Here is a 19702-nt window from a genome sequence, read left to right as displayed (position 1 = left end):
TTCCATGACCTCCATATCCTCCAAAGCCTTCTTGACCGCTCTGATTTCCATGATCTCCATATCTTCCAAAGCCTTCTTGACCGCTCTGATTTCCATGATCCCCATATCTTCCAAAGCCTTCTTGACCGCTCTGATTTCCATGACCTCCATATCCTCCAAAGCCTTCTTGACCGCTCTGATTTCCATGATCCCCATATCCTCCAAAGCCTTCTTGACCGCTCTGATTTCCATATCCTCCATATCCTCCAAAGCCTTCTTGGCTGCTTTGATTTCCATATCCGCCATAAAATCCATAGCCTCCATGACCGCCGTGACCTTTTTTAAAGTGTCCAAAACCATGCCCGTAGGAAGACATAAACTTTTCCATATATTTACGGCGCTGCTCAAAATCCTCATCCGGAAACTGTTTCTCATACTGTTTTATAATTCGTTCCAGATAATCACTGAATGCAGACAGTTCCTCTTCATTGAGACAGTCAAGAACTTTTAAGGCATCCATACCGCTATCTTCCGTATCACCGACAGCCTTTTCACCCTTTTCAGTCAACTGGATTGTCATTACCCGTTTGTCATCCTCTGATTGCTTTCGTATAATATAGCCGCCTTTTTCCAGCTTTGCAAGCAGCTCTGCAACTGATTGCTTGCTCATATTGAGCAAGTGAGTAAGCTCCTTCTGGCTGATTGCAGGCTTCATCTTAAGAATTGCCAGGACCCTGCCCTGCCCTCTGTGGGGATTGTACGCTTTGCCATAATGATAAAACATCGTGCGGTGCATCAGCATTTGAAGCTGCTGCAGCTGTCCATTTACAGTATTCTTTATTTCACTCATTATTATTTCCTCCTGTGATTTTATCTGCTATTATATGTCAGGTACTTGACTATGTGCTTATAATAGCACTTAGGCATTATAATGTCAAGTACCTGACTTATTTTTTTTACTGCTGTTAGTAATACGCCCACTCTGGGCGGACTACACAAAAAAAGAACCGCCTATGAAAGGCGGTTCTCATATTTATGAGTAAAATAACCGGTTTACTGCGCTGAAGATACCCCGAATGGAGGATCTGGTAATGTTGGAGCTGATTCCCACACCATAAGTTGCTTTTCCTGACTTCACGTCAAGCAAGTGGATATAGGAAGCCGCTTTTGCACCAGAACCTGAGGTAAGTGCGTGCTCGTAATAATCAAGTACCCGGATCTCAATGCCAAGTTCTTTTTCAAGCCCTTTCTGTACGGCATCGATAGGACCGTTTCCAACACCCTCGAAGGTCTTTTCCACGCCATGGTCCGTATAACGGACTCTGGCAAAGGTGGAGAATTCCACATCCTCCTCTGCCTCTGTAATCTGTGCTTTGAGGAAGTGAATAGGTTCTTTTTTCTCCGTGTAATTGGCCTTGAATTCATCAAGAATCTGTTCCGGAGCAACCTCACCCTGTTTCTCGGAAATCGCCTGAATCACATCTGCAAACTCCTTGTGCATTCCCTTTGGAAGCTTGAAGCCATAGAAAGTATCCATAACAAATGCCACACCGCCCTTGCCGGATTGGCTGTTGATCCGCACCACAGGCTCATACTGCCTTCCGATATCGGCTGGATCAATCGGCAGGTATGGAACCTCCCAATAAGGATTCTTTTTATCCTTCATGGCCTGAAGCCCTTTATTAATGGCATCCTGATGGGACCCTGAGAAAGCGGTAAATACAAGCTTTCCGGCATACGGATGCCTTGGACCCACTTCCATCTTGGTGCAGCGCTCATAAACATCAATGATCTCCCGGATATTCTCAAGATGAAGTTCCGGATTGATCCCCTGAGAAAACATATTATAGGCAATCGTTAAAATATCCAGATTACCTGTCCGCTCACCATTGCCTAACAACGTACCCTCTACTCTTTGTGCTCCTGCAAGAAGGGCAAGCTCGGCGGCTGCAATACCGGTTCCCCGGTCATTATGAGGATGAACGCTTAAAATAATGCTGTCACGGTCTTTAAAATGAGTATTCATCCACTCGATCTGATCTGCATAAACATTGGGCGTGGTCATCTCCACCGTACTTGGAAGATTAAAAATGATCTTCTTCTCCGGTGTGGCACCCCAGGTCTCCTGAACAGCAGTACAGATATCCAGAGCAAATTCCAGTTCTGTTCCGGTAAAGCTCTCCGGAGAATATTCAAGAACCACTTCTCCGTCGAAATCCTTCATGTACTGTTTCACCCATTCCGCACCCTGGACAGCAATGGCTTTGATCTCCTCCATATCTTTATGAAAGACCACATCCCGCTGTAAGGTCGAGGTAGAATTATAGATGTGCACAATGGCCTTCTTAACTCCCTTTAAGGCTTCAAACGTTCGTTTCACCAGATGCTCTCTGCATTGTACCAATACCTGGATCACAACATCATCAGGAATCAGCTTGCGTTCCACCAGTTGTCTTAAAAAATCAAATTCAATCTGGGATGCTGCCGGAAAACCGACCTCAATCTCTTTAAAGCCCAGCTTGACTAAAAGAGAAAACATCTCAATCTTTTCTTCCACTACCATCGGCTCTGTCAAAGCCTGATTTCCATCTCTTAAGTCCACACTGCACCAGACCGGTGCTTCTTTAATCTCTTTGCCGGGCCATTGTCTCTCCGGATAGTTCAATACCGGTACTCGCTTATATCTTTGATAGTTCAACATGTCTTATCTCCTCCATAATCCTTCAATCTTCTGTCTGTTCCAGTCTCATGCCGATTCATCATGAAACAAGGCATCTGCTTTAAGTTTTCTTTAATAAAACTATTGCAGGCTTTGGAGTCGATAAATCACGCTGTACTTCTTGACAATGAACAACGTGGCTTTTATAGGTCTAACCCCATCTTCATCATTCCTTTTCATTAAAATCACAAGCCGCGCACGCATAATATGTCACGGGAAAGTGTTATGTTATTATAGCACGACTAAAGAAGGCTTACAACAGAAAATTGATTTTTCTGCTGTAAGCCTTTTATCCTGCTATTTGCTGAGCTGCAGGAGCTTATTTTTCAGTTCGCCTTCCATACGGGCAAGCTCTGCCTCCGCTTCCCTGCGCTTTTGCCTTCCTTCTGACTGGATCCGAACCACTTCATCTAAAGTAGAAATCAGAGATTCATTGGTCTTTTTAAGGGTCTCCACATCCACGATTCCCCGCTCTGACTCTTTGGCGGTCTCTATGGTTGCGGTCTTTAATACCTCTGCATTCTTACGGAGAAGCTCATTGGTCATATCCGTCACCTCCCGCTGGGCTCTGGCCGCTTCCTCGGAATGGTTGATGCCGATGGCAAGCACCATCTGGCTCTTCCACAGAGGAATAGTATTCACAAGCGTGGACTGGATCTTTTCTGTCATCAACGTATCATTGTTCTGGACAAGGCGGATCTGCGGTGCCATCTGAATGGAAATCATTCGGGTCAGCTCCAGGTCATGTAGCTTCTTTTCAAAACGGTTCAGCATGGCTGCCAGATCGTTGGCTGCCTGGGCATCCTCAGGAAGTGCGCTTTTTGCCGCCCGCTCCATTAGCATGGGAAGCTCCTGCTTCTGCACCTTTTCAAGCTTTCTTTTTCCAGCCATAATATACATCGTCAGTTCCTTAAAATACGTGGTGTTTAAATCATACATCTTGTCCAGCAAAGCGATATCCTTTAAAAGCTGGATCTGATGACTCTCTAAAACCTTGCAGATTTTGTTTACATTCGCCTCTGCTTTTGCATACTTTACCTTCATGCTTTCCAGGCGGTTAGCGCTTTTTTTAAAGAAGCCGAAAAATCCTTTTTCTTCTTCCTCAACTTCAAAACCTTTTAACTCCACCACCACGTCAGAAAGCATCTGCCCCACTTCTCCCAGGTCCTTGGATTTTACATTCTCCAGGGCAGTCTCGGAAAAATCAGCGATCTTTTTCTGCGCTCCGGCACCATACTGGAGGACCAGATTGGAATTCTTAAGGTCAATCTTTTCTGCAAATTCAGACACGATCTTTTCTTCTTCGGGAGTTAAATCTGCCTCCGGTGCCAATGGGCTTTCCGCCTTAAGCAGTTCCTCCTTTTGTTCCCGGACGGGAATCACAGCGTCTGAAAGCGGTGTCAGAGTCAATTCCGGTGTTTCTTTCAACATCTCTTCAATATCCTTACTCATTCTACTTTCCTCCTGTAAAATCGCTTTCTGCAAAGCCATCCTTTTTTAACATGGTCTGAAGCACCGATGCATCTGTGGTAACATCAAGGACCGCGTCTTCATATAAATCGTCAAGAAGCCGTTCAAACGCTTTCTGTATGGTATCCAGGGTCTTTTCAATCTCTTCTTTGGCAGATTTTACATTTCCTCCCGTTGTCCCTGCACTGTCAAAATCCCGGTATGCGTTGACAAGCTTTACTGTGGTAGGAAGGTAATACTCCATAAAACGTTCCATTTCCTTCACCTGCTCCGGATGCTTTCTCACAGATTCAAAGATCCGCCTGATGACATCTTCCAGCCCTGAGATCTTCTGCGAGATAACTTCACCCAAAATGGCATCGTTTGCTTCCTTTAATATCTGCAAATAATTCTGTCCTGCTGCCATCATCTGCTCAAGCTCTTTTGAGAACATTTTCTTTTCTTCTCCGGAAGCATCCTTTAACGCCTGCTCTGCTTCTTCCTGTTTTCTTGCCTTTAATGCTCTCTGGGTTTCCAGATACTGCCTGTACGTGTCTTCGCTTAAGATAAGACACGTCTTCTGCTCATCGAAGTACGCCCGTGGAAAAACATTCTGTTCAATCATCTTCTGAATGTCCTTTCGGACAAAATCCTTTGATTTTCCCACCAAAGGGGCCAGTTCCTCTATGGTACAGTATAACCGTTTCCCTGCCTGTTTTGCATAAAGTCCGGCTCTTTTTAAACGGCTGCCGATGGAAATTCCGGCCCGCAGCATGAAACCAAATGCAGCGCCCAGTCCTGCAAGGACCAAAGAAGCCCCTCCGATCACCCATGGCTCCGGTCTTGCAATCAAAGCGATGATCCACATGATTAGAAAAATCACGATCATAAGACCCAGGCCCAGACTGCCGAACACCGTCAATAAGACTCCTGCCACCCGTCCGCCGTTATTTATTCGGACCACCTCGTCACGAGGTTTGGCAAAACGGTCAGAGCCTGTCTCCCTTCGGCCTTTATAACTGGTCTGGAATGCCCGGTAGCCCGGTTCTTTTTCTTCCTTTGGCCCCGGATTCCTTTCCATATCTGTATTATCTTCTTTTCTTTCATTGGTACGGCTTCGGTAGGAACGTGTGTAGGAAAACCTTCCCAGATCCGCATGATTTTGTATATGGTTTCTGGCTTCATCAATGGCCTCATTGACAGTATCAGAAATGGTTCTGTTCAATTGTTTAAAATCCATGGAATTAATTGCATTTTCTACCGAATCCAGGATCTTGTCTCCTAAATTTGACGAATCTCTTTTATCCATTTTTCCTGATCTCCCAAAATCTTTCTTTTTGTAGCATTAATCATATCACGAAATATATGAATTTACAACGAAAGGGATAGGTAAAAAATATGGAAAAGCAAGACGTCTCTGCTCTGACTGAGCCGTCTTGCTTTCTTTTAGACCATCGTTATGCTACACAATCAAATGCCCCTTTTTTCCCATCACTTCAATCACCTGATCCACATATTTCTCACAGGTTTCCAAATCCGCTGCTTCCACCATCACACGCACCACCGGTTCTGTACCGGACTGGCGCAGCAGAATTCTTCCGCTGTCCCCAAGGGCTTTGGCAACCTTCTCTACTTCTGCCTTAACGGCTTCATCCCCCTGTGCAGCCGCCTTATCGTAAACGCGGACATTCTTAAGGACCTGGGGGAATATCTCCATCTCGGAAACAAGTTTTGCAAGACTCTCCTTCTTCTCCAGAATGACCTCCATGATCTTTAAGGAGGTGAGGATCCCGTCACCGGTGGTCGCATGCTTGCTGAAAATGATATGGCCGGACTGTTCCCCGCCCAAGCAGTTTCCATATGTTACCATATTTTCATAAACATACTTATCGCCTACTGCTGTCTTATCGTAATCAATGCCTTCCCGTTCCAGAGCTTTATATAGACCAAAATTGGACATGATGGTAGTAACGACTTTGTTGTTCTTTAAAGTCCCCTGCTCTTTCATGTATTTTCCGCAGATATACATAATACCGTCGCCGTCGACCACTTCACCGTTCTCATCCACTGCAAGACAGCGGTCGGCATCTCCATCATAAGCAAACCCTACGTCAGCGCCCACTTCTTTTACAAACTTCTGAAGCTGGCCGATGTGGGTGGACCCACAGCCTGTATTGATGTTTAAGCCGTTCGGCTCGTTGCTGATCACATGGGTTTCCGCTCCCAGAGCGTCAAATACATTCTTAGCAATGGCAGAAGCACTTCCGTTTGCACAGTCCAGTGCCACCTTTTTATTCTTAAAGGATCTGGTTGCGGTGGAAATGAGATAACCGATGTAGCGGTTTCTGCCTGCCGCAAAATCTACGGTGCGGCCGATCTTATCCTGTGTTGCCAGGGGAAGTTCTTCCACCTCTCCATCCAGATATTGTTCAATCTCGGAAATAACGCTTTCTTCCAGCTTCTCTCCCTTTTCATTGATGACCTTGATTCCATTGTCATAATAAGGATTGTGGCTGGCAGAAATCATGATTCCGCAGGAAAATCCTTCGGTTCTTACCACGTAGGAAACGCTTGGTGTTGTAGTGACGTGAAGCAGATAGGCGTCGGCACCGGAAGCCGTCAGACCTGCTACCAGCGAATATTCAAACATATAGCTGCTTCTTCTCGTGTCCTTGCCGATTACAATTCTGCAAACTTCCTCCGGATTTTTCTTCCCATAGTACCAGCCCAGATAGCGGCCTACCTTATAAGCATGTTCTACGGTCAGCGTAACGTTTGCTTCACCACGGAAACCGTCAGTTCCAAAATATTTTCCCATATATTATCTCCTTTTTACGAGTCTGCAGTTGCTACAGAATTATATGTAATATACCACACCGCTGCTTATTTTTCAACCTAGGGTACCTCGCAGGCATAAAGATTGGTTCTGGCATCCGGAAATTCATAGCTGCAGGTCACAAAAGACCAGATTCGCTCCATAGAGCCCTCCGGTTTCTGGTAGAACAGGCCGTTCTCTGTCATCTTTTCTGCATATGCCTTAAAATCTTCTTCCGTATCGAATCTGGTCCTTCTGCGTTCTCCGGAAGCATCCGTATAAAGAACGGTGACTGGACGCAGATCATATTCCCGTTCCGGGGTGTAAACGGTGATTTTCTGATGTTCCTTATAAAATGTCTCATCCTTATATTTTACGATGTCCTTAAACATGGTGCCGTTTTTCATATGGTGCCCGTATATAATATTATGTCTGCCGGAAAAATCAGGTTCACTTTCAAAATCAAGATATATGGCACCGGAAGCATTTTTCTCTCCTTCAAAGTCCGTTTTCAGATAAGTTTCATTATTATCAGTCTGGACAATGGGATAATCGATTTCAGTACCATCGATGCGAATCCAGCCCACAATATCCGGATTTATAGCTCTTAATTTATCGAATTGAATGGGGGAAACGTAAGATGCTTCCGTTTCACTGATTGATTCGGAAGTTCCGGCCTCAGATTCGGATTCACGTTCTTCTTCCGTACTCTGCCTTACGATTTCCGAAAGACTTTCATATTTTTGTTTTTCCCTGTTTTTATTTTGAAAATCTGAAAAAAGCATCGCTGCTCCTGCGCACAGACATACAAATGCCAGTATGAGAATTCCAAGGGCATATTTTCTTTTTTCCATGAATTTTCCTTCTTTCATTTTTTCCTGTTTCTTCCTAGATTATAGTTTATCTGCAAAAAAAACACAATCTTTTGTAAGCTGCGCTAGACTTTTTCCTTATTTTTCTATATACTTTAAGGTAAGAAAATGTCATTTTGGAGATGCTTATGAAAAATCAGGAATCTGTCATCTATGTGAATATGCTGGGAGGATTCTCCATATCCATCGGAAACAAGGCGATTGTGGACCAGAACAACCAGGCAAAAAAACCGTGGAGCCTTTTAGAATATCTTATTACGTTCCGGGGCCGGGACATTCCGGTAGAAGAACTTATTGATTTATTCTGGAAAGACGAAGCCAGCAACAATCCGGCAGGAGCATTGAAAACTCTTATGTTCCGTGTACGCAAACTTTTAGAACCTCTTGGGTATCCTACTCAGGAACTGATTTTCCAGAACCGCAAGGCCTATGGCTGGACAAAAGACTTAACCACCATTTGCGATACCGACCGTTTTGAAGATCTGTGCGTCCAATCAGAAGCGCCGGATCTTCCCCCTGAGAAACGTCTTGCCCTTTGTATGGAAGCCTTTTCTCTCTATAAGGGAAACTTTCTTCCAAAATCCGAATGGGAATCCTGGGTGGTTCCGATCCACACCTATTACCATACCCTTTATCAAAAGCTGGTCAACCGGATCCTTAAAATGCTTGAGGAAGAGAAGGACTACCCTACCATAATCGACGTCTGCCAGCAGACCATCGCCATCGATCCTTATGGGGAAGACGCCCATTATTACCTGATCTGCGCCCTTTACCAGAGCGGAAACCAGCTCATGGCAATGGAACATTACCAGCGGGTCAACGACATGTTTTACAATGAATTTGCCATCACCCCTTCGATCCGCTTTAAAGAGCTTTATAAAATGATCAGCGATAAAAAGCATGGGATCACCATGGATTTAAGCACGATCCGGGAGATACTGCTGGAAGGCGGAACGAACAAAGGCGCATTTTGCTGTGAGCCATCGGTCTTCCGTGATATCTATCAGCTTGAGACCAGAGCCATCGAACGAACCGGCGATTCCATCTTCTTATGCCTTCTGACCATCAGCAATCTAAAGGGAGAGCTTTTAAAGCCGGCAGTACAGACAAGGGCCATGGACGAGCTTGGGGAATCCATCCGCAACTCGCTGCGCCGCGGAGATATTTTCAGCCGCTACAGCGTAAGCCAGTATTTAATGCTTCTGCCCACCGCCACTTATGAAAATGGGGAAACCGTTTTAAAAAGGATCATACAGAACTTTAAAAAGGAATATTCAAGAAAAGATCTATCCATTACCTACTCTTTGCAGAGCGTTACGCCGTCTTAGGCTTAAGTCCTGAAAGGGACAATTATTTACTTATAGGAGGAACAGGATGTTACAGGACGATTTTATCACGCTTACCCTTGAAAAGGAAAAAAATATTGCGCTCATCGCTCATGACAATAAAAAACATGAACTGATCGGCTGGTGCAAGGAGCATCTGGAGATTTTGAAAAAGCACACGCTTTGCGGCACCGGCACCACTGCCCGTATGATTACCGAGCAGACAGGCCTTGTGGTAAAAGGATATAACAGCGGACCCTTAGGCGGGGACCAGCAGATCGGGGCCAAAATCGTAGAAGGCCGGATCGATCTGGTAATCTTTTTCTCAGACCCTTTGACCGCCCAGCCCCATGACCCGGATGTTAAGGCGCTTCTGCGCATTGCCCAGGTATATGATATTCCCATTGCCAACACAAAGGCTACCGCTGATTTCATCATCACCTCACCGTTGATGGAAAGCACCTATGAACACGAGGTTGTAAATTTCAATAAGAATGTTCAGGAACGTGCAAAAAGCTTATAAAATCCGAATTATTAATTTTAATTATATAATAAAGGCAGAATCCCGGATCAATGGAGATTCTGCCTTTGTTCTTTATTCTGCTATCCAAACACCAATTTGCACAATGCCTTATATTCCACGTAAGCCGGATATTCTTCCATTCCAGTCAGGCGGTCTGCAACTCCCTTATAGTACCAGGCATGCTCAGATTTATTCTTTACATTAAAGCGCTGCCAAACTTTATCTCCCATCAGATAATAATCTCTTGCAGTGGTGCGTAAATTGCTCAGCTTGTCCGCCAACGTCAGAATCTTACAATCTTTCGATGCTTTTTCCAGATGAAGGAGCGTGGCATTTTTTCGTTCTTTCCAGCTTTTTGATTTATCTTCCGTTTCTTCCATGACCAGACTGGCCACACGGGGGCCGAATTCTTTCAAAAGCTCTGCTTCGGTGACTCCGGCGTCTTCCACTACATCATGCAGGAGTGCGGCACAGACCAATTCTTCATCTGACACCATCACGGAAACAATGACTGCCGTTTCTAACGGATGGACGATATAGGGAATTTGCGTCCCTTTGCGGTAGGTTCCTTCATGGCACCTGGCTGCAAATACAGCCGCTTTCTCGACCATACTGATTCTCCTTTTGTTGTTTCTTAATATATTAACACAATTTTTTCTGATTTAACAGTCAATCTTGCGTGATCAAGGATGAAAACTTTTTTAAAACCAGTTTTTCCCTTTTAATTCCTAACTGTATATGAAAAAAAGGGGAATAATAGGAATGAGGCTTTTCTTCCCTTTCAGAAAAACCGGCACTATATGACTTAGAAAATAATCAAATCAGGAGGTGGCTTATGGGAATTATCGGTTGGCTCATCATTGGTGCTTTGGCTGGTTGGCTCGCAAGCATGGTTACTGGAAATAATGAAAAGATGGGTGCATTGGCAAATATTGTGGTGGGTATTATTGGCGGCTTTATCGGTGGATTCATTATGAATCTGCTCGGCGGGACAGGCGTTACCGGCTTCAATCTTTGGAGTCTTTTGGTTGCTTTTATAGGTTCTTTGATCTTTTTGTGGATATTTAATAAAATCAGAAAATAAAATTCACAATATATTTTTATTGGCTCTGAAAATATTAAGTGACAATGAAACCTGGCGGTAAGATTATTTTATTTGATTCTTCCGCTTATTATAGCATCTGCTTTTTCGTAATCAACTTTTTTTACAAAAATCCTGTATTGATATTCTAATGAAAGGTTTTCCCCAAAGGTTCCCGTTCTTGCCCTGGAACCAGGAAATATTGGGGAAGGGCTCTTTCGGTTGATAACATGAAGGGAATATGGAATTTTGTATTGATCCAATAAATCACGGACCTTTACCTGCATTTTTAAATCGTAAGTGGTAAGCAGCTCTTTTCGGTTGAATATTGTAATCATCGTTTTTCTTCTTTCTTTAATGGTTTCCTTTTACGGAAGTTTTAAAGCTTCCAAAAAGACTGACTGCACATGAGCGCGCCTATCCTGTTCGCGGCAGGGTAGGCTATTCTTAACTCATCTATGTAAGTCAGTGATGACCGGATAACTGTTGCAAATAAAAGAACGTCTGCAAATGAAAACATATTACCATACACTTCCAGCATAGACAATCATTATTTGCTCCCCTGCAGTTCCTTAATCCATCGTTATTATCTTCCCTCCGCTCGGCCAGTTCTTCCCTTACAATAACCGTCCTTTCCCTGGAACTGATCCAGGTCACGTTAAAACAGCCAATCCCATTTCCGGAAAGATCCATGCTGTAGATTCTCTTATCTTCCTGGAGAAATGTCAAAAGGCAATTCCGCTGCCTTCAAACACTCCTAAACAGGCTATTTCGTAAGAATAAATTAAATTATTACAATTTAGTGGTTCATCTTGTAAGATCCCCTGATTTCTGCTATGCTAGGAAACGTAAATACAATCAGGAGGAAAGTAAATCAGTATGAACCAGTATAACAATCAATCAAGGCCAAGCCGCAGACAGTCAAACTCCCAAAACCGACGAGATGGGAGAAGACATGGTTTTCTTTCGGTCCTTCTGTTTTATGTGCTGCCTTTTATCGTTATCAATGGTCTGATCTTTTTTGTGGTAACGGAAAAGCCGAAGGCTGATGTGACCATTGGTGAAAGCAGCGATTATATTTCTACTACCATGGAGCTTAAAATCAAATCTCTCCTTCCGGTGAATACCATAGCAGTGTCTTTAGATGGAACACCTGTGGAGATTACAAAAACAGGATCAAGATCCTACCGGGCTGTTTTAAAGAATAACGGCGTGCTGGAGGTAAATCTTACCTGTTTCAATAAAATGAAGACCATTATGTATGACCAGGTCAATGTGCTGGATGACACACCTCCGGCGATTAAGGACAAGGTCTTTAAGGACGGGGTTCTTTCCTTCCGTCTGGAAGACAGCCAGTCCGGAGTGGATTACGGTTCGATTACTGCTTATAACGAGGACAAGCCTGATATTCTTCCGTTATCCATCGACAGAAGTACAGGGCTTGTAATGTTTGAGATTAAGAAAGAGAATTTGACCATCTCAGCAAAGGACAAGATCGGGAATGAAATGCATATTACATATAATCCGAAAGGACAAAATGTGGAGGATGCAGAGATGGAAAGCGTAGTGGATGGAGATCTGGAGCAGACGGATACAGAAGATGAGAAAGAAACATTAAAGAATTGAGAAAACAGAGACTTTTAGGACTGCCGGCTGCCGGCGGTTTTAAAAGTCTCTTTGATTTACCTTGAACGCCCGTACAGATGAGACAGTTCACTGGATCTGCCTAGTATTTCTTCGGTCACTTCACCGGGAAGGAGGCGCCAGCGCCAATTCCTGCCCAGGGTGGAAGGCTCATTGATACGGCCTTCAGAGCCCAGGCCTAAGTAATCCTGAACGGGAATTATGGCCAGGCGGGCTACGCTTGAGAGGGCCAGACGGATGTAGCTCCAGGGAATCTGGTCTTCGCTTGTGGCTGCAGTATTTATGTTTAAGTAGTTGTTTGTATAGGCCCGGTCTTCCGGTGACAGATTTTGATACCAGCTTTTTAAGGTATCGTTGTCATGGGTCCCGGTATAAACGACACAGTTCTGAGTGTAGTTATGGGGAAGGTAATCGCTTTCTTCCCAGGAATTGAAGGCAAATTCCAGTACTTTCATGCCAGGATAGCCGGTTTCCTTCAAGAGGGTTTTAACCGAGGGGGTGAGAAATCCCAGGTCCTCGGCGATGATGTCCAGATTTCCAAAGGTTTTCTGCAGCTCCTGGAATAATTCGATTCCAGGGCCTTTTTCCCAGGTTCCGTTTATGGCAGTTTCATTACCGGCTGGTATGGAATAGTATTCGTCAAACCCCCGGAAATGGTCTACACGTACCACATCGTAGAGAAGAAAGCTGTATTCCATGCGCTTTTTCCACCATTCGTATCCGGTTTCCCTGTGATATCCCCAACGGTACAGGGGATTTCCCCACAGCTGCCCGGTAGGTGAAAAACCATCTGGCGGACAGCCGGCTACGGCTATGGGATTTTGCGTCTCATCAAACAAAAACAGTTCGGGGTGGGACCATGTATCTGCGCTGTCAAAGGCAACGTAGATAGGCATATCTCCGATGATCCGTATGCCCTGACTGGCGGCATATGCTTTGAGTTTTTCCCATTGCTCTTTGAATTTCATCTGGAGAAAGCCGTAAAAACCGACTTCTTCTTCCAGCTTCCGTTCGTAACCGGCAACTGCTTCCGGGTCCTTTACCCGGATATCCTGGTCCCAGTAGATCCAGCTTTTTCCCTCAAAATAATCTTTGATTGCCATATAGAGACAATAAAGAGACGTTTCTTCCAAAAGGGCGGCAGCCGGTTCCTTTGACGTATGACCCTGTTCTCTCCAGCGGCCGTAGGCTTTTTTCAGCAAAGGAAACCGGTTGTGATACAGCTTTTCATAATCAATCTCCCGGGGATCGTCACCAAAGTCTGTCTGCTCACATTCCTCCTCTGTCAGAAGACCTTCCTTTATCAGTTCCGTTAGATCGATAAAATACGGATTTCCTGCAAATGCGGAAAACGACTGGTAGGGAGAATCTCCATAGCCTGTAGGACCCAGAGGCAGAATCTGCCAGTACTGCTGCCCTGCTCTTTTTAACTGATCGATAAATTCATATGCTTCTTTTGAAAATGCTCCGATTCCGTACCTTGACGGCAGACTTGCAACCGGAAGCAACATACCGCATTCCCGCATAAGTAATCTCCTTTTCCTTCGCATAAAATGCTGCTGATCATCATTATGGCAATTGAGAAAGCATGCTTTTGTTAAACAGTAACACGTAAGGGAGAGAATTACAATTGGTTTCGTAATTAAAACCTATGAATTTTGATATGGAATGTTAAGAGAAAAGAAATACAATGTCTGCATTTTTCCTGTAAAATAATGGTATAAGGAGGGATTTAAAATGAGAAAAATTAACAAACCACTGGCCGCCATTTTTGTTGCTGCCTCCGCACTGAGCCTTACGGCATGTGCACAGACACTTCCAACTGCAGCATCTGCTGCCAATGTATCCGTTGATAATAAAGCCGCAAGTACCATTGAGGTACAGAGCACAGAAGAAGTAAAGATTACGCCTGACATGGCGGAAGTCAATTTTGCAGTTTCCACTCAGGAAGCAGACCCGAAAGCCGCTCAGGAGAAGAACAGCCAGGACTTAAATAAGGTCATTGATTTCTTAAAACAGTCCGGTGTGGATGAAAAGTCTATCCAGACTTCCAATTACGGGCTCGAGCCGATTTATGACTATACTTCCGGGCAGAAAATCACAGGCTATCAGATGCGCACCAGCATCCTGGTTTCCGATCTTCCTATCGATAAGGTGGGCACTCTGGTTTCCTCCAGCATCGATGCCGGAATCAATAACATTGACCGCATCTCCTATTTATCCAGCAAGTATGACGAAAGCTATCAGGAGGCCCTGAAAAAGGCTATTGCCTCTTCAAAGACAAAGGCCGAGGCCATTGCAGCCGCCAGCGGCACTTCACTTGGAGATATCTTCCACGTGGAAGAGGTCAGCACCTATAACGATACCCGTTATGTTGGCTACACTGCTGCAGAAAATGCGGATCAGAGCAGCCCGAAATCCATGGTAGTGGAACCGGGACAGCTAAAGGTCCAGGCACAGGTAACTGTAACCTACAAAATCAAATAACGTTTGTGACTAACATTCCTGTTGCGGAGCGCTCTCCTGTCGCTCCGCTTTTATTGTTTTAATCCCAAAGAGAAAGAAAACAATGTGAAACAGCCAGACAAAAGCCAGAATGATTCTTCCGGCAGGGACCTGGCCCATAAAGAAAAAGCCTATGGACATGGCAATCGTCAGGCTGGTCATCAAAGTGAGCTTTGTTTTCACCGTCATTGCACGCTGCTTCACATAGCTTTCCAGATTATTTTTATACAGTCTGCTGTTCATAAACCAGGTATGGAATTTTTCGCTGCTTCTGGCAAAGCAGAACATGGCCCCCATTAAAAATGGAAATGCAGGGAGCAGCGGGACCACTGCCCCTACGGCTCCAAGCCCTGTAAGAAGAATTCCCAGGGCACATAAAATTTTCTTTTTTATCTTCATATCAGCTTTTCCCTGCCTTTTTCGTTTCTATCATATGCCGGGAGACCATGACCGGATGCCGGAAAAATAACCTCATCCCTGAAAACCGCATGACCTCCCGGATTCTTTCCCTCATATCTGTCCGGTAGCAGTGTACCTTGCATTGAGAACAGAAGGTCTTTGTCTCTGTAAAAGGACAACATGCCGTGCGGCTGCGCGCATAGGCTTCCAGTTCTCTGCATTCGCCGCACAAATCCTTTTTCGTTCCATGCTTTTTCCTGCAGTATAAGGCAATCATCTGATATGTAATCTGCATTTCACTTTCTTTCTTTTCCTGAATATTCATAAGTCCGTTCACGTTCCTTTCCAACAGTCAATACCACTCCGCACCGGGCCGTTACTTCTCAATATTTACTCCGTAAACAAGCCTTTCGTCACCAGTTTATTTCTCATTTTATTTAAGCTGTCATTGCTGATTACATGCTCCATTTTGCATGCTTCCTTTGCTGCCAGTTTCTCCTCTACTCCGCATTTTATGAGCAAATGAGTAAAAAAACTGTGTTTTTCCAATACCTGCCTTGACAGTTTTTCTCCCTGAGCAGTAAGTTTTAAATAGGTTCCCTCCTTTTCAAGCAATCCGTTCTTCTTAAGTATTGCCACGGCATGGCTGACACTGGCTTTTGAATAGCCCATATATCTTGCCAGATCAATACACCTGATATCTTCCCGGACCTGCCTGAGAATCAGAATCGCCTTTAGATAATTTTCACTTGATTCCCTGGAATTCAATTCTATCACTCCTTTAACGTTCCGGCCATTTTAATATTCCTGTGGCTTCTGCCAGCCTGCCTGCTGCCTTCATTATCTTTTTACAAATCACCGGAATCCTTCCCTTTCTGTGTTTCCCTGTTTTATGAAATCCTGGCTCCATCCATCTCCCAGATTTCGTCAGCAACGTTCATGGTGGAGGCTCTGTGGGATACGATAACCACGGTCCTCTCCTCCCTCTCTTCCTTCAGGGCCTTTAAGATAATGCCCTCATTTAAGCTGTCCAGATTGCTGGTAGGCTCATCAAGAAGCAGCAAAGGGGCATTATGAAGAAAGGCTCTGGCAATACCGATTCTCTGGCGTTCTCCGCCAGAAAGCCGGTCTCCCAGTTCTCCTACACTGGTATCATACCCGTCTGGAAGGGAACTTATGAAATCATGGAGGGAGGCTTTTCTTGCTGCCTCCATGATTTCTTCTCTTGATGCGCCGGCTCTGCCCACGGAGATATTATTTGCGATAGTATCGCAAAACAGCACCGTATCCTGAGTCACGTAGCCTTCCATATTCCGCAGATCATTGGTATTGATATCTTTTACATTTCGCCCTGAAACAAGAATCTGTCCCTCCTTTACATCCCAGAACCGCATGAAAAGCTTTAAAAGGGTGGATTTTCCAGAACCGCTTTTCCCATGGATTCCAATGATCTTTTTTTTCGGAATATCCATGGAGATATCATTTAATACGGTCTCTTCTTCATAGGAAAAGGTTACATGATCGGCCGCTGCACCGAAAAAGCCTGTTTCCGGTTTTCCGGATACCTGCCAAACCTCCGGTGCTTCCTCCAGAACAGACAATACCCGTTCTCCACAGGCCAGGGTCTGGTTTAAATTATTGGACAGACCGGACAAAGCAATCACCGGACCAAAGGAACTCATCGTGGCAACGGTTGCCAGAACAGCCCCATCAAAGCCGATGGCTTCCTTTTGATTCAGCCACAGGGTCAAGAACAGCATGATAAAGGAAAAGCCTGTCATGCAGGCTCCGGTAACTGCCGCAGAACTGCCCTCCAGCTTTTTTAAGGTGCTCTGGCAGCGGGATAACTGTTCAGAGCCTTCCTCCAGCTCCATCAGCCGTGTCCGTTCCTGGCCGTACTGAATGGTTTCCCTAAGTCCACGCAAGCTATCCAGAATAAAGCTGTTAAGCATTCCAAACTGACTGCGGTATTCTACCCCTGCCAAAGACCCCCGCTTTGAATTCCAGACAGGAAGCAGGACTCCAACGGTTACGTAACCTGCAAAAGCCAGCAGGCCGCAGAAAGGGTGGATGCTGCCCATAAAAAGGACCATGAATAGGCTGGATAAAAAGGCAATGCAGACAGGGGAAATTGTATGTGCATAAAATACTTCTAATAATTCGATATCACTGGTGATCACGGAGATCAAGTTCCCTTTATCTCTTCCCTCCAGTTTGGCAGGACAAAGAGCCCTTAAGGCCTGAAAAACCTTTCCCCTGATATCTGCCAGAAGTTTGAATGCGATGTAATGGTTGCAGTCCTGTTCTCCATAATGAAGAATTCCCCTTAATAAAGAAAGAACTGCCATGACAATAAATATTCCTTTGATTGATGCCGGAAAGAAAAACGGCAGAGGAAAATCCAGAACCAGTAAGATTCCGGCGGCGGCATAAACCGTCAGAAGGATGGCGCATAAATACCCCGTAACTCCCAGGGTTACGGCAAAAAGCATAATAAGAATAAGGGGCTTTATGAGCCCAATTAACCGTCCCATGATTTTGATTCCTGATCTTCTGCTATGCATACCTTACTCCTTCTTCTTTCATTTGCCTGATCACTGCCTTTGAATCGGATTCTCCCAGCGCGTAAGCCTCCAGCTTTTTCTGCTCCAGATAAATCCCTGCATACACTCCGTTCTTTCCGATCAGCTCCTTATGACTTCCGGCTTCCGCGATTTTCCCTTCTTTTAAGGTATAGATCTGAACAGAATCCACAACATTTGCCAGACGGTGGGAAATCAAAAGAACCAAGCGCTTTTCTGCAAGCTTTTTAATGACTGACATAATCCGGCTCTCGCTTTCCGCATCAATATTAGAGGTTGCTTCATCAAAAATATATACGGGTGTGTCATGAAGCAGCGCTCTGGCAAGGGCAAGTCTCTGGCGCTGTCCGCCGGATAAATTAAGTCCCTGCCCGGTAAGTTCTGTGTTTAAGCCGTTTTGTTCCATAAGAAAGCCATACAGATCCACTTCCCTAAGCACCTCCAAAAGCAGCTCCTTTGAGGCATCCGGTGCAGCCATTCGTAAATTATCCTCTACCGTGCCTTTAAAAATATAGCTGTTATGGCTGACCAGAGTCACCTTAGATACAAGACTTGCCTCTGAAATCCCGGAAAGTTCCAGGCCGTTTAGCCGGATCTCTCCCCCGTACCCGCTCTGACCGCCGGAAAGAAGGCGGGCAATGGTGCTTTTCCCGCATCCGGAGATACCTACGAAAGACACCAGCCCCTTTTTATCAAGTTCTATGGAGACCTTATCCAGTATTTTCCTTCCAGGATCATAGGAAAACTCCAGGTCACGGACCGTAATCTCCACAGGTCCTTCTTTAAGCACTCCTTCTCCCTTTTTCCCTTCCGGAATATCCAGAATCTCAAACAGCTTGTCAGAAGCGGCCATTCCATTCATGGCAATGTGAAAAAAGGAGCCCAACAGACGCATGGGAATAAAAAACTCCGCAGACAACAGGATAATGGTCAGGGCTCCTCCTAAGCCGGAGGCTCCGGATAAATACCCTTTTACCGCAGCAATCATGCCGATGGCAGCTCCACCGTAAGCCACGACATCCATGACGATCATGGAGTTAAGCTGCATCATCAGCACTTTCATGGTAATCTTTCTGAAATGCTCTGCTTCCGCATTCATCTTCACCGCTTTATCTCCGTCTGCCTGATAAATCTTAAGGGTGGTAAGCCCCTGAAGGTTTTCCAGAAAACTGTCACCCAGCTCGGTGTAAATCCCCCAATATTTTTTCAGCAGCCTTTTTGCTGCTTTTTGTACGGCCATAATGGTAATGGGAATCATGGGAACACAGATTAAAAGAATGAGACTTGCCCTCCAATTAATAAAGGATAAAACGGCAAACAGGGTGAGCGGAGCCAGGAGACTGTAAAACAGCTGCGGAAGATACTTGCCGAAATAGATTTCCAACTGCTCCACACCTTCTACTGCCACCTGCACCGCCTGAGCAGTCGGTACCTTTTCGTGATACGAGGCTCCCAGACTGGTCAGTTTTTTATAAAGCAGCCTTCTTAATTCCTTTTTCACATCGCTTCCTGCAAGATCTGAGGCCAAAGCAGCTTTTCTGGTACAGGTCATCCGAAGAGCCGCACACAGCATAATTGTCACTGCAGACAGAATGACGGCTTTGAAAGTCAGCCTTTCCCGGTATCCCATTTCTAAAAGCTGTCCGGCTGTTATCATGATTCCTATGGACGCACAAAGAGCCGCCCATTGCCACAAAACATTATGGACAATATACTTTCTGGAATCCGCCATCAGACGGATAAGACGTTTTTTTATCATCATTTTCTCCTTTAATATGGTAACACTCTTTCTGAGGGCCTGGCAAATGT

At 44.9% G+C, this 19702-nt stretch carries 21 protein-coding genes; 5 read left to right on the top strand and 16 right to left on the bottom strand.

The features are described from left to right. From ACLTWA_RS13565 to srtB, 6 genes are all read right to left on the bottom strand, one after another. Positions 1 to 829, bottom strand: an 829-nt coding sequence (locus ACLTWA_RS13565; protein ID WP_412328433.1) for a MarR family winged helix-turn-helix transcriptional regulator, incomplete at its 3' end; no start/stop codon positions are given. A gap of 183 nt (positions 830 to 1012) precedes the next feature. Beyond that, on the bottom strand, positions 1013 to 2680 hold the full coding sequence (gene leuA / locus ACLTWA_RS13560; protein WP_412328432.1) for a 2-isopropylmalate synthase: 1668 nt from the start codon (positions 2678 to 2680) through the stop codon (positions 1013 to 1015). Between the two features lie 315 nt (positions 2681 to 2995). Then, on the bottom strand, positions 2996 to 4150 hold the full coding sequence (locus ACLTWA_RS13555; protein WP_412328431.1) for a toxic anion resistance protein: 1155 nt from the start codon (positions 4148 to 4150) through the stop codon (positions 2996 to 2998). Between the two features lies 1 nt (position 4151). Beyond that, a complete protein-coding gene (locus ACLTWA_RS13550) occupies positions 4152 to 5456 on the bottom strand; it encodes a 5-bromo-4-chloroindolyl phosphate hydrolysis family protein (protein WP_412328430.1) in 1305 nt (434 codons plus the stop codon). Between the two features lie 153 nt (positions 5457 to 5609). Beyond that, entirely contained in the window at positions 5610 to 6965 is a 1356-nt protein-coding gene (gene glmM / locus ACLTWA_RS13545) for a phosphoglucosamine mutase (protein WP_412328429.1), read from the bottom strand. A 77-nt stretch (positions 6966 to 7042) separates the two neighbouring features. Next, positions 7043 to 7816: a class B sortase gene (gene srtB / locus ACLTWA_RS13540; RefSeq protein WP_412328428.1), complete on the bottom strand. Its 774-nt coding sequence runs from the start codon at positions 7814 to 7816 to the stop codon at positions 7043 to 7045. Between the two features lie 146 nt (positions 7817 to 7962). Between srtB and ACLTWA_RS13535 the strand changes: the two genes are divergently transcribed. Beyond that, positions 7963 to 9162, top strand: a complete 1200-nt coding sequence (locus ACLTWA_RS13535; protein WP_412328427.1) for a BTAD domain-containing putative transcriptional regulator — start codon at positions 7963 to 7965, stop codon at positions 9160 to 9162. 46 nt (positions 9163 to 9208) lie between these two features. Beyond that, positions 9209 to 9682, top strand: a complete 474-nt coding sequence (locus ACLTWA_RS13530; protein ID WP_412328426.1) for a methylglyoxal synthase — start codon at positions 9209 to 9211, stop codon at positions 9680 to 9682. An 80-nt stretch (positions 9683 to 9762) separates the two neighbouring features. On the opposite strand, the gene ACLTWA_RS13525 is transcribed toward ACLTWA_RS13530, so the two are convergent. Beyond that, positions 9763 to 10293: an HD domain-containing protein gene (locus tag ACLTWA_RS13525; protein ID WP_412328425.1), complete on the bottom strand. Its 531-nt coding sequence runs from the start codon at positions 10291 to 10293 to the stop codon at positions 9763 to 9765. Positions 10294 to 10517: 224 nt separating this feature from the next. On the opposite strand from ACLTWA_RS13525, the gene ACLTWA_RS13520 reads away from it, so the two are divergent. Further along, on the top strand, positions 10518 to 10766 hold the full coding sequence (locus tag ACLTWA_RS13520) for a GlsB/YeaQ/YmgE family stress response membrane protein (protein ID WP_412328424.1): 249 nt from the start codon (positions 10518 to 10520) through the stop codon (positions 10764 to 10766). Between the two features lie 68 nt (positions 10767 to 10834). Here ACLTWA_RS13520 and ACLTWA_RS13515 read toward each other — a convergent pair whose 3' ends face one another. Both ACLTWA_RS13515 and ACLTWA_RS13510 read right to left on the bottom strand, forming a co-directional pair. Continuing rightward, on the bottom strand, positions 10835 to 11101 hold the full coding sequence (locus ACLTWA_RS13515) for a hypothetical protein (protein ID WP_412328423.1): 267 nt from the start codon (positions 11099 to 11101) through the stop codon (positions 10835 to 10837). 127 nt (positions 11102 to 11228) lie between these two features. Further along, positions 11229 to 11456: a hypothetical protein gene (locus tag ACLTWA_RS13510; protein WP_412328422.1), complete on the bottom strand. Its 228-nt coding sequence runs from the start codon at positions 11454 to 11456 to the stop codon at positions 11229 to 11231. A 186-nt stretch (positions 11457 to 11642) separates the two neighbouring features. Between ACLTWA_RS13510 and ACLTWA_RS13505 the strand changes: the two genes are divergently transcribed. After that, positions 11643 to 12389 (top strand): hypothetical protein, encoded by a 747-nt coding sequence (locus ACLTWA_RS13505; protein ID WP_412328421.1) that lies wholly within the window; start codon positions 11643 to 11645, stop codon positions 12387 to 12389. Between the two features lie 56 nt (positions 12390 to 12445). Here the strand turns inward: ACLTWA_RS13505 and malQ are convergent, their stop codons facing one another. Continuing rightward, positions 12446 to 13933, bottom strand: a complete 1488-nt coding sequence (gene malQ / locus ACLTWA_RS13500; RefSeq protein WP_412328420.1) for a 4-alpha-glucanotransferase — start codon at positions 13931 to 13933, stop codon at positions 12446 to 12448. A 211-nt stretch (positions 13934 to 14144) separates the two neighbouring features. Here malQ and ACLTWA_RS13495 point away from each other — a divergent pair, with 211 nt between their 5' ends. After that, complete coding sequence (locus ACLTWA_RS13495) at positions 14145 to 14894, top strand: SIMPL domain-containing protein (protein WP_412328419.1); 750 nt, start codon at positions 14145 to 14147, stop codon at positions 14892 to 14894. A 9-nt stretch (positions 14895 to 14903) separates the two neighbouring features. Here the strand turns inward: ACLTWA_RS13495 and ACLTWA_RS13490 are convergent, their stop codons facing one another. The 6 genes from ACLTWA_RS13490 to ACLTWA_RS13465 are packed head-to-tail and all read right to left on the bottom strand — an operon-like array spanning position 14904 to position 19652. Next, a complete protein-coding gene (locus ACLTWA_RS13490) occupies positions 14904 to 15311 on the bottom strand; it encodes a YbaN family protein (RefSeq protein ID WP_412328418.1) in 408 nt (135 codons plus the stop codon). Position 15312: 1 nt separating this feature from the next. Next, positions 15313 to 15648, bottom strand: a complete 336-nt coding sequence (locus tag ACLTWA_RS13485) for a nitrous oxide-stimulated promoter family protein (RefSeq protein ID WP_412328417.1) — start codon at positions 15646 to 15648, stop codon at positions 15313 to 15315. 53 nt (positions 15649 to 15701) lie between these two features. Further along, positions 15702 to 16079, bottom strand: a complete 378-nt coding sequence (locus ACLTWA_RS13480; RefSeq protein WP_412328416.1) for a metal-dependent transcriptional regulator — start codon at positions 16077 to 16079, stop codon at positions 15702 to 15704. Between the two features lie 13 nt (positions 16080 to 16092). Beyond that, the gene (locus ACLTWA_RS13475; protein ID WP_412328415.1) at positions 16093 to 16221 is read right to left on the bottom strand and encodes a hypothetical protein; all 129 of its coding nucleotides are present in this window, start codon (positions 16219 to 16221) and stop codon (positions 16093 to 16095) included. After that, entirely contained in the window at positions 16202 to 17875 is a 1674-nt protein-coding gene (locus ACLTWA_RS13470) for an amino acid ABC transporter ATP-binding/permease protein (RefSeq protein ID WP_412328414.1), read from the bottom strand. Before ACLTWA_RS13470 ends, ACLTWA_RS13475 begins: the two co-directional genes overlap by 20 nt. Beyond that, on the bottom strand, positions 17868 to 19652 hold the full coding sequence (locus ACLTWA_RS13465) for an ABC transporter ATP-binding protein/permease (protein ID WP_412328413.1): 1785 nt from the start codon (positions 19650 to 19652) through the stop codon (positions 17868 to 17870). The genes ACLTWA_RS13470 and ACLTWA_RS13465 overlap by 8 nt, the downstream gene beginning before the upstream one ends. Positions 19653 to 19702 lie beyond the last annotated feature (50 nt).

Origin of the sequence: Lacrimispora sp., assembly GCF_046972725.1 — a bacterium.
Classification (GTDB): Bacteria; Bacillota; Clostridia; order Lachnospirales; family Lachnospiraceae; genus Lacrimispora.
Note: the sequence above shows the minus strand (reverse complement) of the source record. Positions and strands in the feature narration are given on the sequence as shown.

Coding starts and splice junctions, on each gene's coding strand:
- leuA (WP_412328432.1), bottom strand. CDS start 2,680: ATGTTGAACTATCAAAGATATAAGCGAGTACCGGTATTGAACTATCCG.
- ACLTWA_RS13555 (WP_412328431.1), bottom strand. CDS start 4,150: ATGAGTAAGGATATTGAAGAGATGTTGAAAGAAACACCGGAATTGACT.
- ACLTWA_RS13550 (WP_412328430.1), bottom strand. CDS start 5,456: ATGGATAAAAGAGATTCGTCAAATTTAGGAGACAAGATCCTGGATTCG.
- glmM (WP_412328429.1), bottom strand. CDS start 6,965: ATGGGAAAATATTTTGGAACTGACGGTTTCCGTGGTGAAGCAAACGTT.
- srtB (WP_412328428.1), bottom strand. CDS start 7,816: ATGGAAAAAAGAAAATATGCCCTTGGAATTCTCATACTGGCATTTGTA.
- ACLTWA_RS13535 (WP_412328427.1), top strand. CDS start 7,963: ATGAAAAATCAGGAATCTGTCATCTATGTGAATATGCTGGGAGGATTC.
- ACLTWA_RS13530 (WP_412328426.1), top strand. CDS start 9,209: ATGTTACAGGACGATTTTATCACGCTTACCCTTGAAAAGGAAAAAAAT.
- ACLTWA_RS13525 (WP_412328425.1), bottom strand. CDS start 10,293: ATGGTCGAGAAAGCGGCTGTATTTGCAGCCAGGTGCCATGAAGGAACC.
- ACLTWA_RS13520 (WP_412328424.1), top strand. CDS start 10,518: ATGGGAATTATCGGTTGGCTCATCATTGGTGCTTTGGCTGGTTGGCTC.
- ACLTWA_RS13515 (WP_412328423.1), bottom strand. CDS start 11,101: ATGATTACAATATTCAACCGAAAAGAGCTGCTTACCACTTACGATTTA.
- ACLTWA_RS13510 (WP_412328422.1), bottom strand. CDS start 11,456: ATGGATCTTTCCGGAAATGGGATTGGCTGTTTTAACGTGACCTGGATC.
- ACLTWA_RS13505 (WP_412328421.1), top strand. CDS start 11,643: ATGAACCAGTATAACAATCAATCAAGGCCAAGCCGCAGACAGTCAAAC.
- malQ (WP_412328420.1), bottom strand. CDS start 13,933: ATGCGGGAATGCGGTATGTTGCTTCCGGTTGCAAGTCTGCCGTCAAGG.
- ACLTWA_RS13495 (WP_412328419.1), top strand. CDS start 14,145: ATGAGAAAAATTAACAAACCACTGGCCGCCATTTTTGTTGCTGCCTCC.
- ACLTWA_RS13490 (WP_412328418.1), bottom strand. CDS start 15,311: ATGAAGATAAAAAAGAAAATTTTATGTGCCCTGGGAATTCTTCTTACA.
- ACLTWA_RS13475 (WP_412328415.1), bottom strand. CDS start 16,221: ATGGAGCCAGGATTTCATAAAACAGGGAAACACAGAAAGGGAAGGATT.
- ACLTWA_RS13470 (WP_412328414.1), bottom strand. CDS start 17,875: ATGCATAGCAGAAGATCAGGAATCAAAATCATGGGACGGTTAATTGGG.
- ACLTWA_RS13465 (WP_412328413.1), bottom strand. CDS start 19,652: ATGATAAAAAAACGTCTTATCCGTCTGATGGCGGATTCCAGAAAGTAT.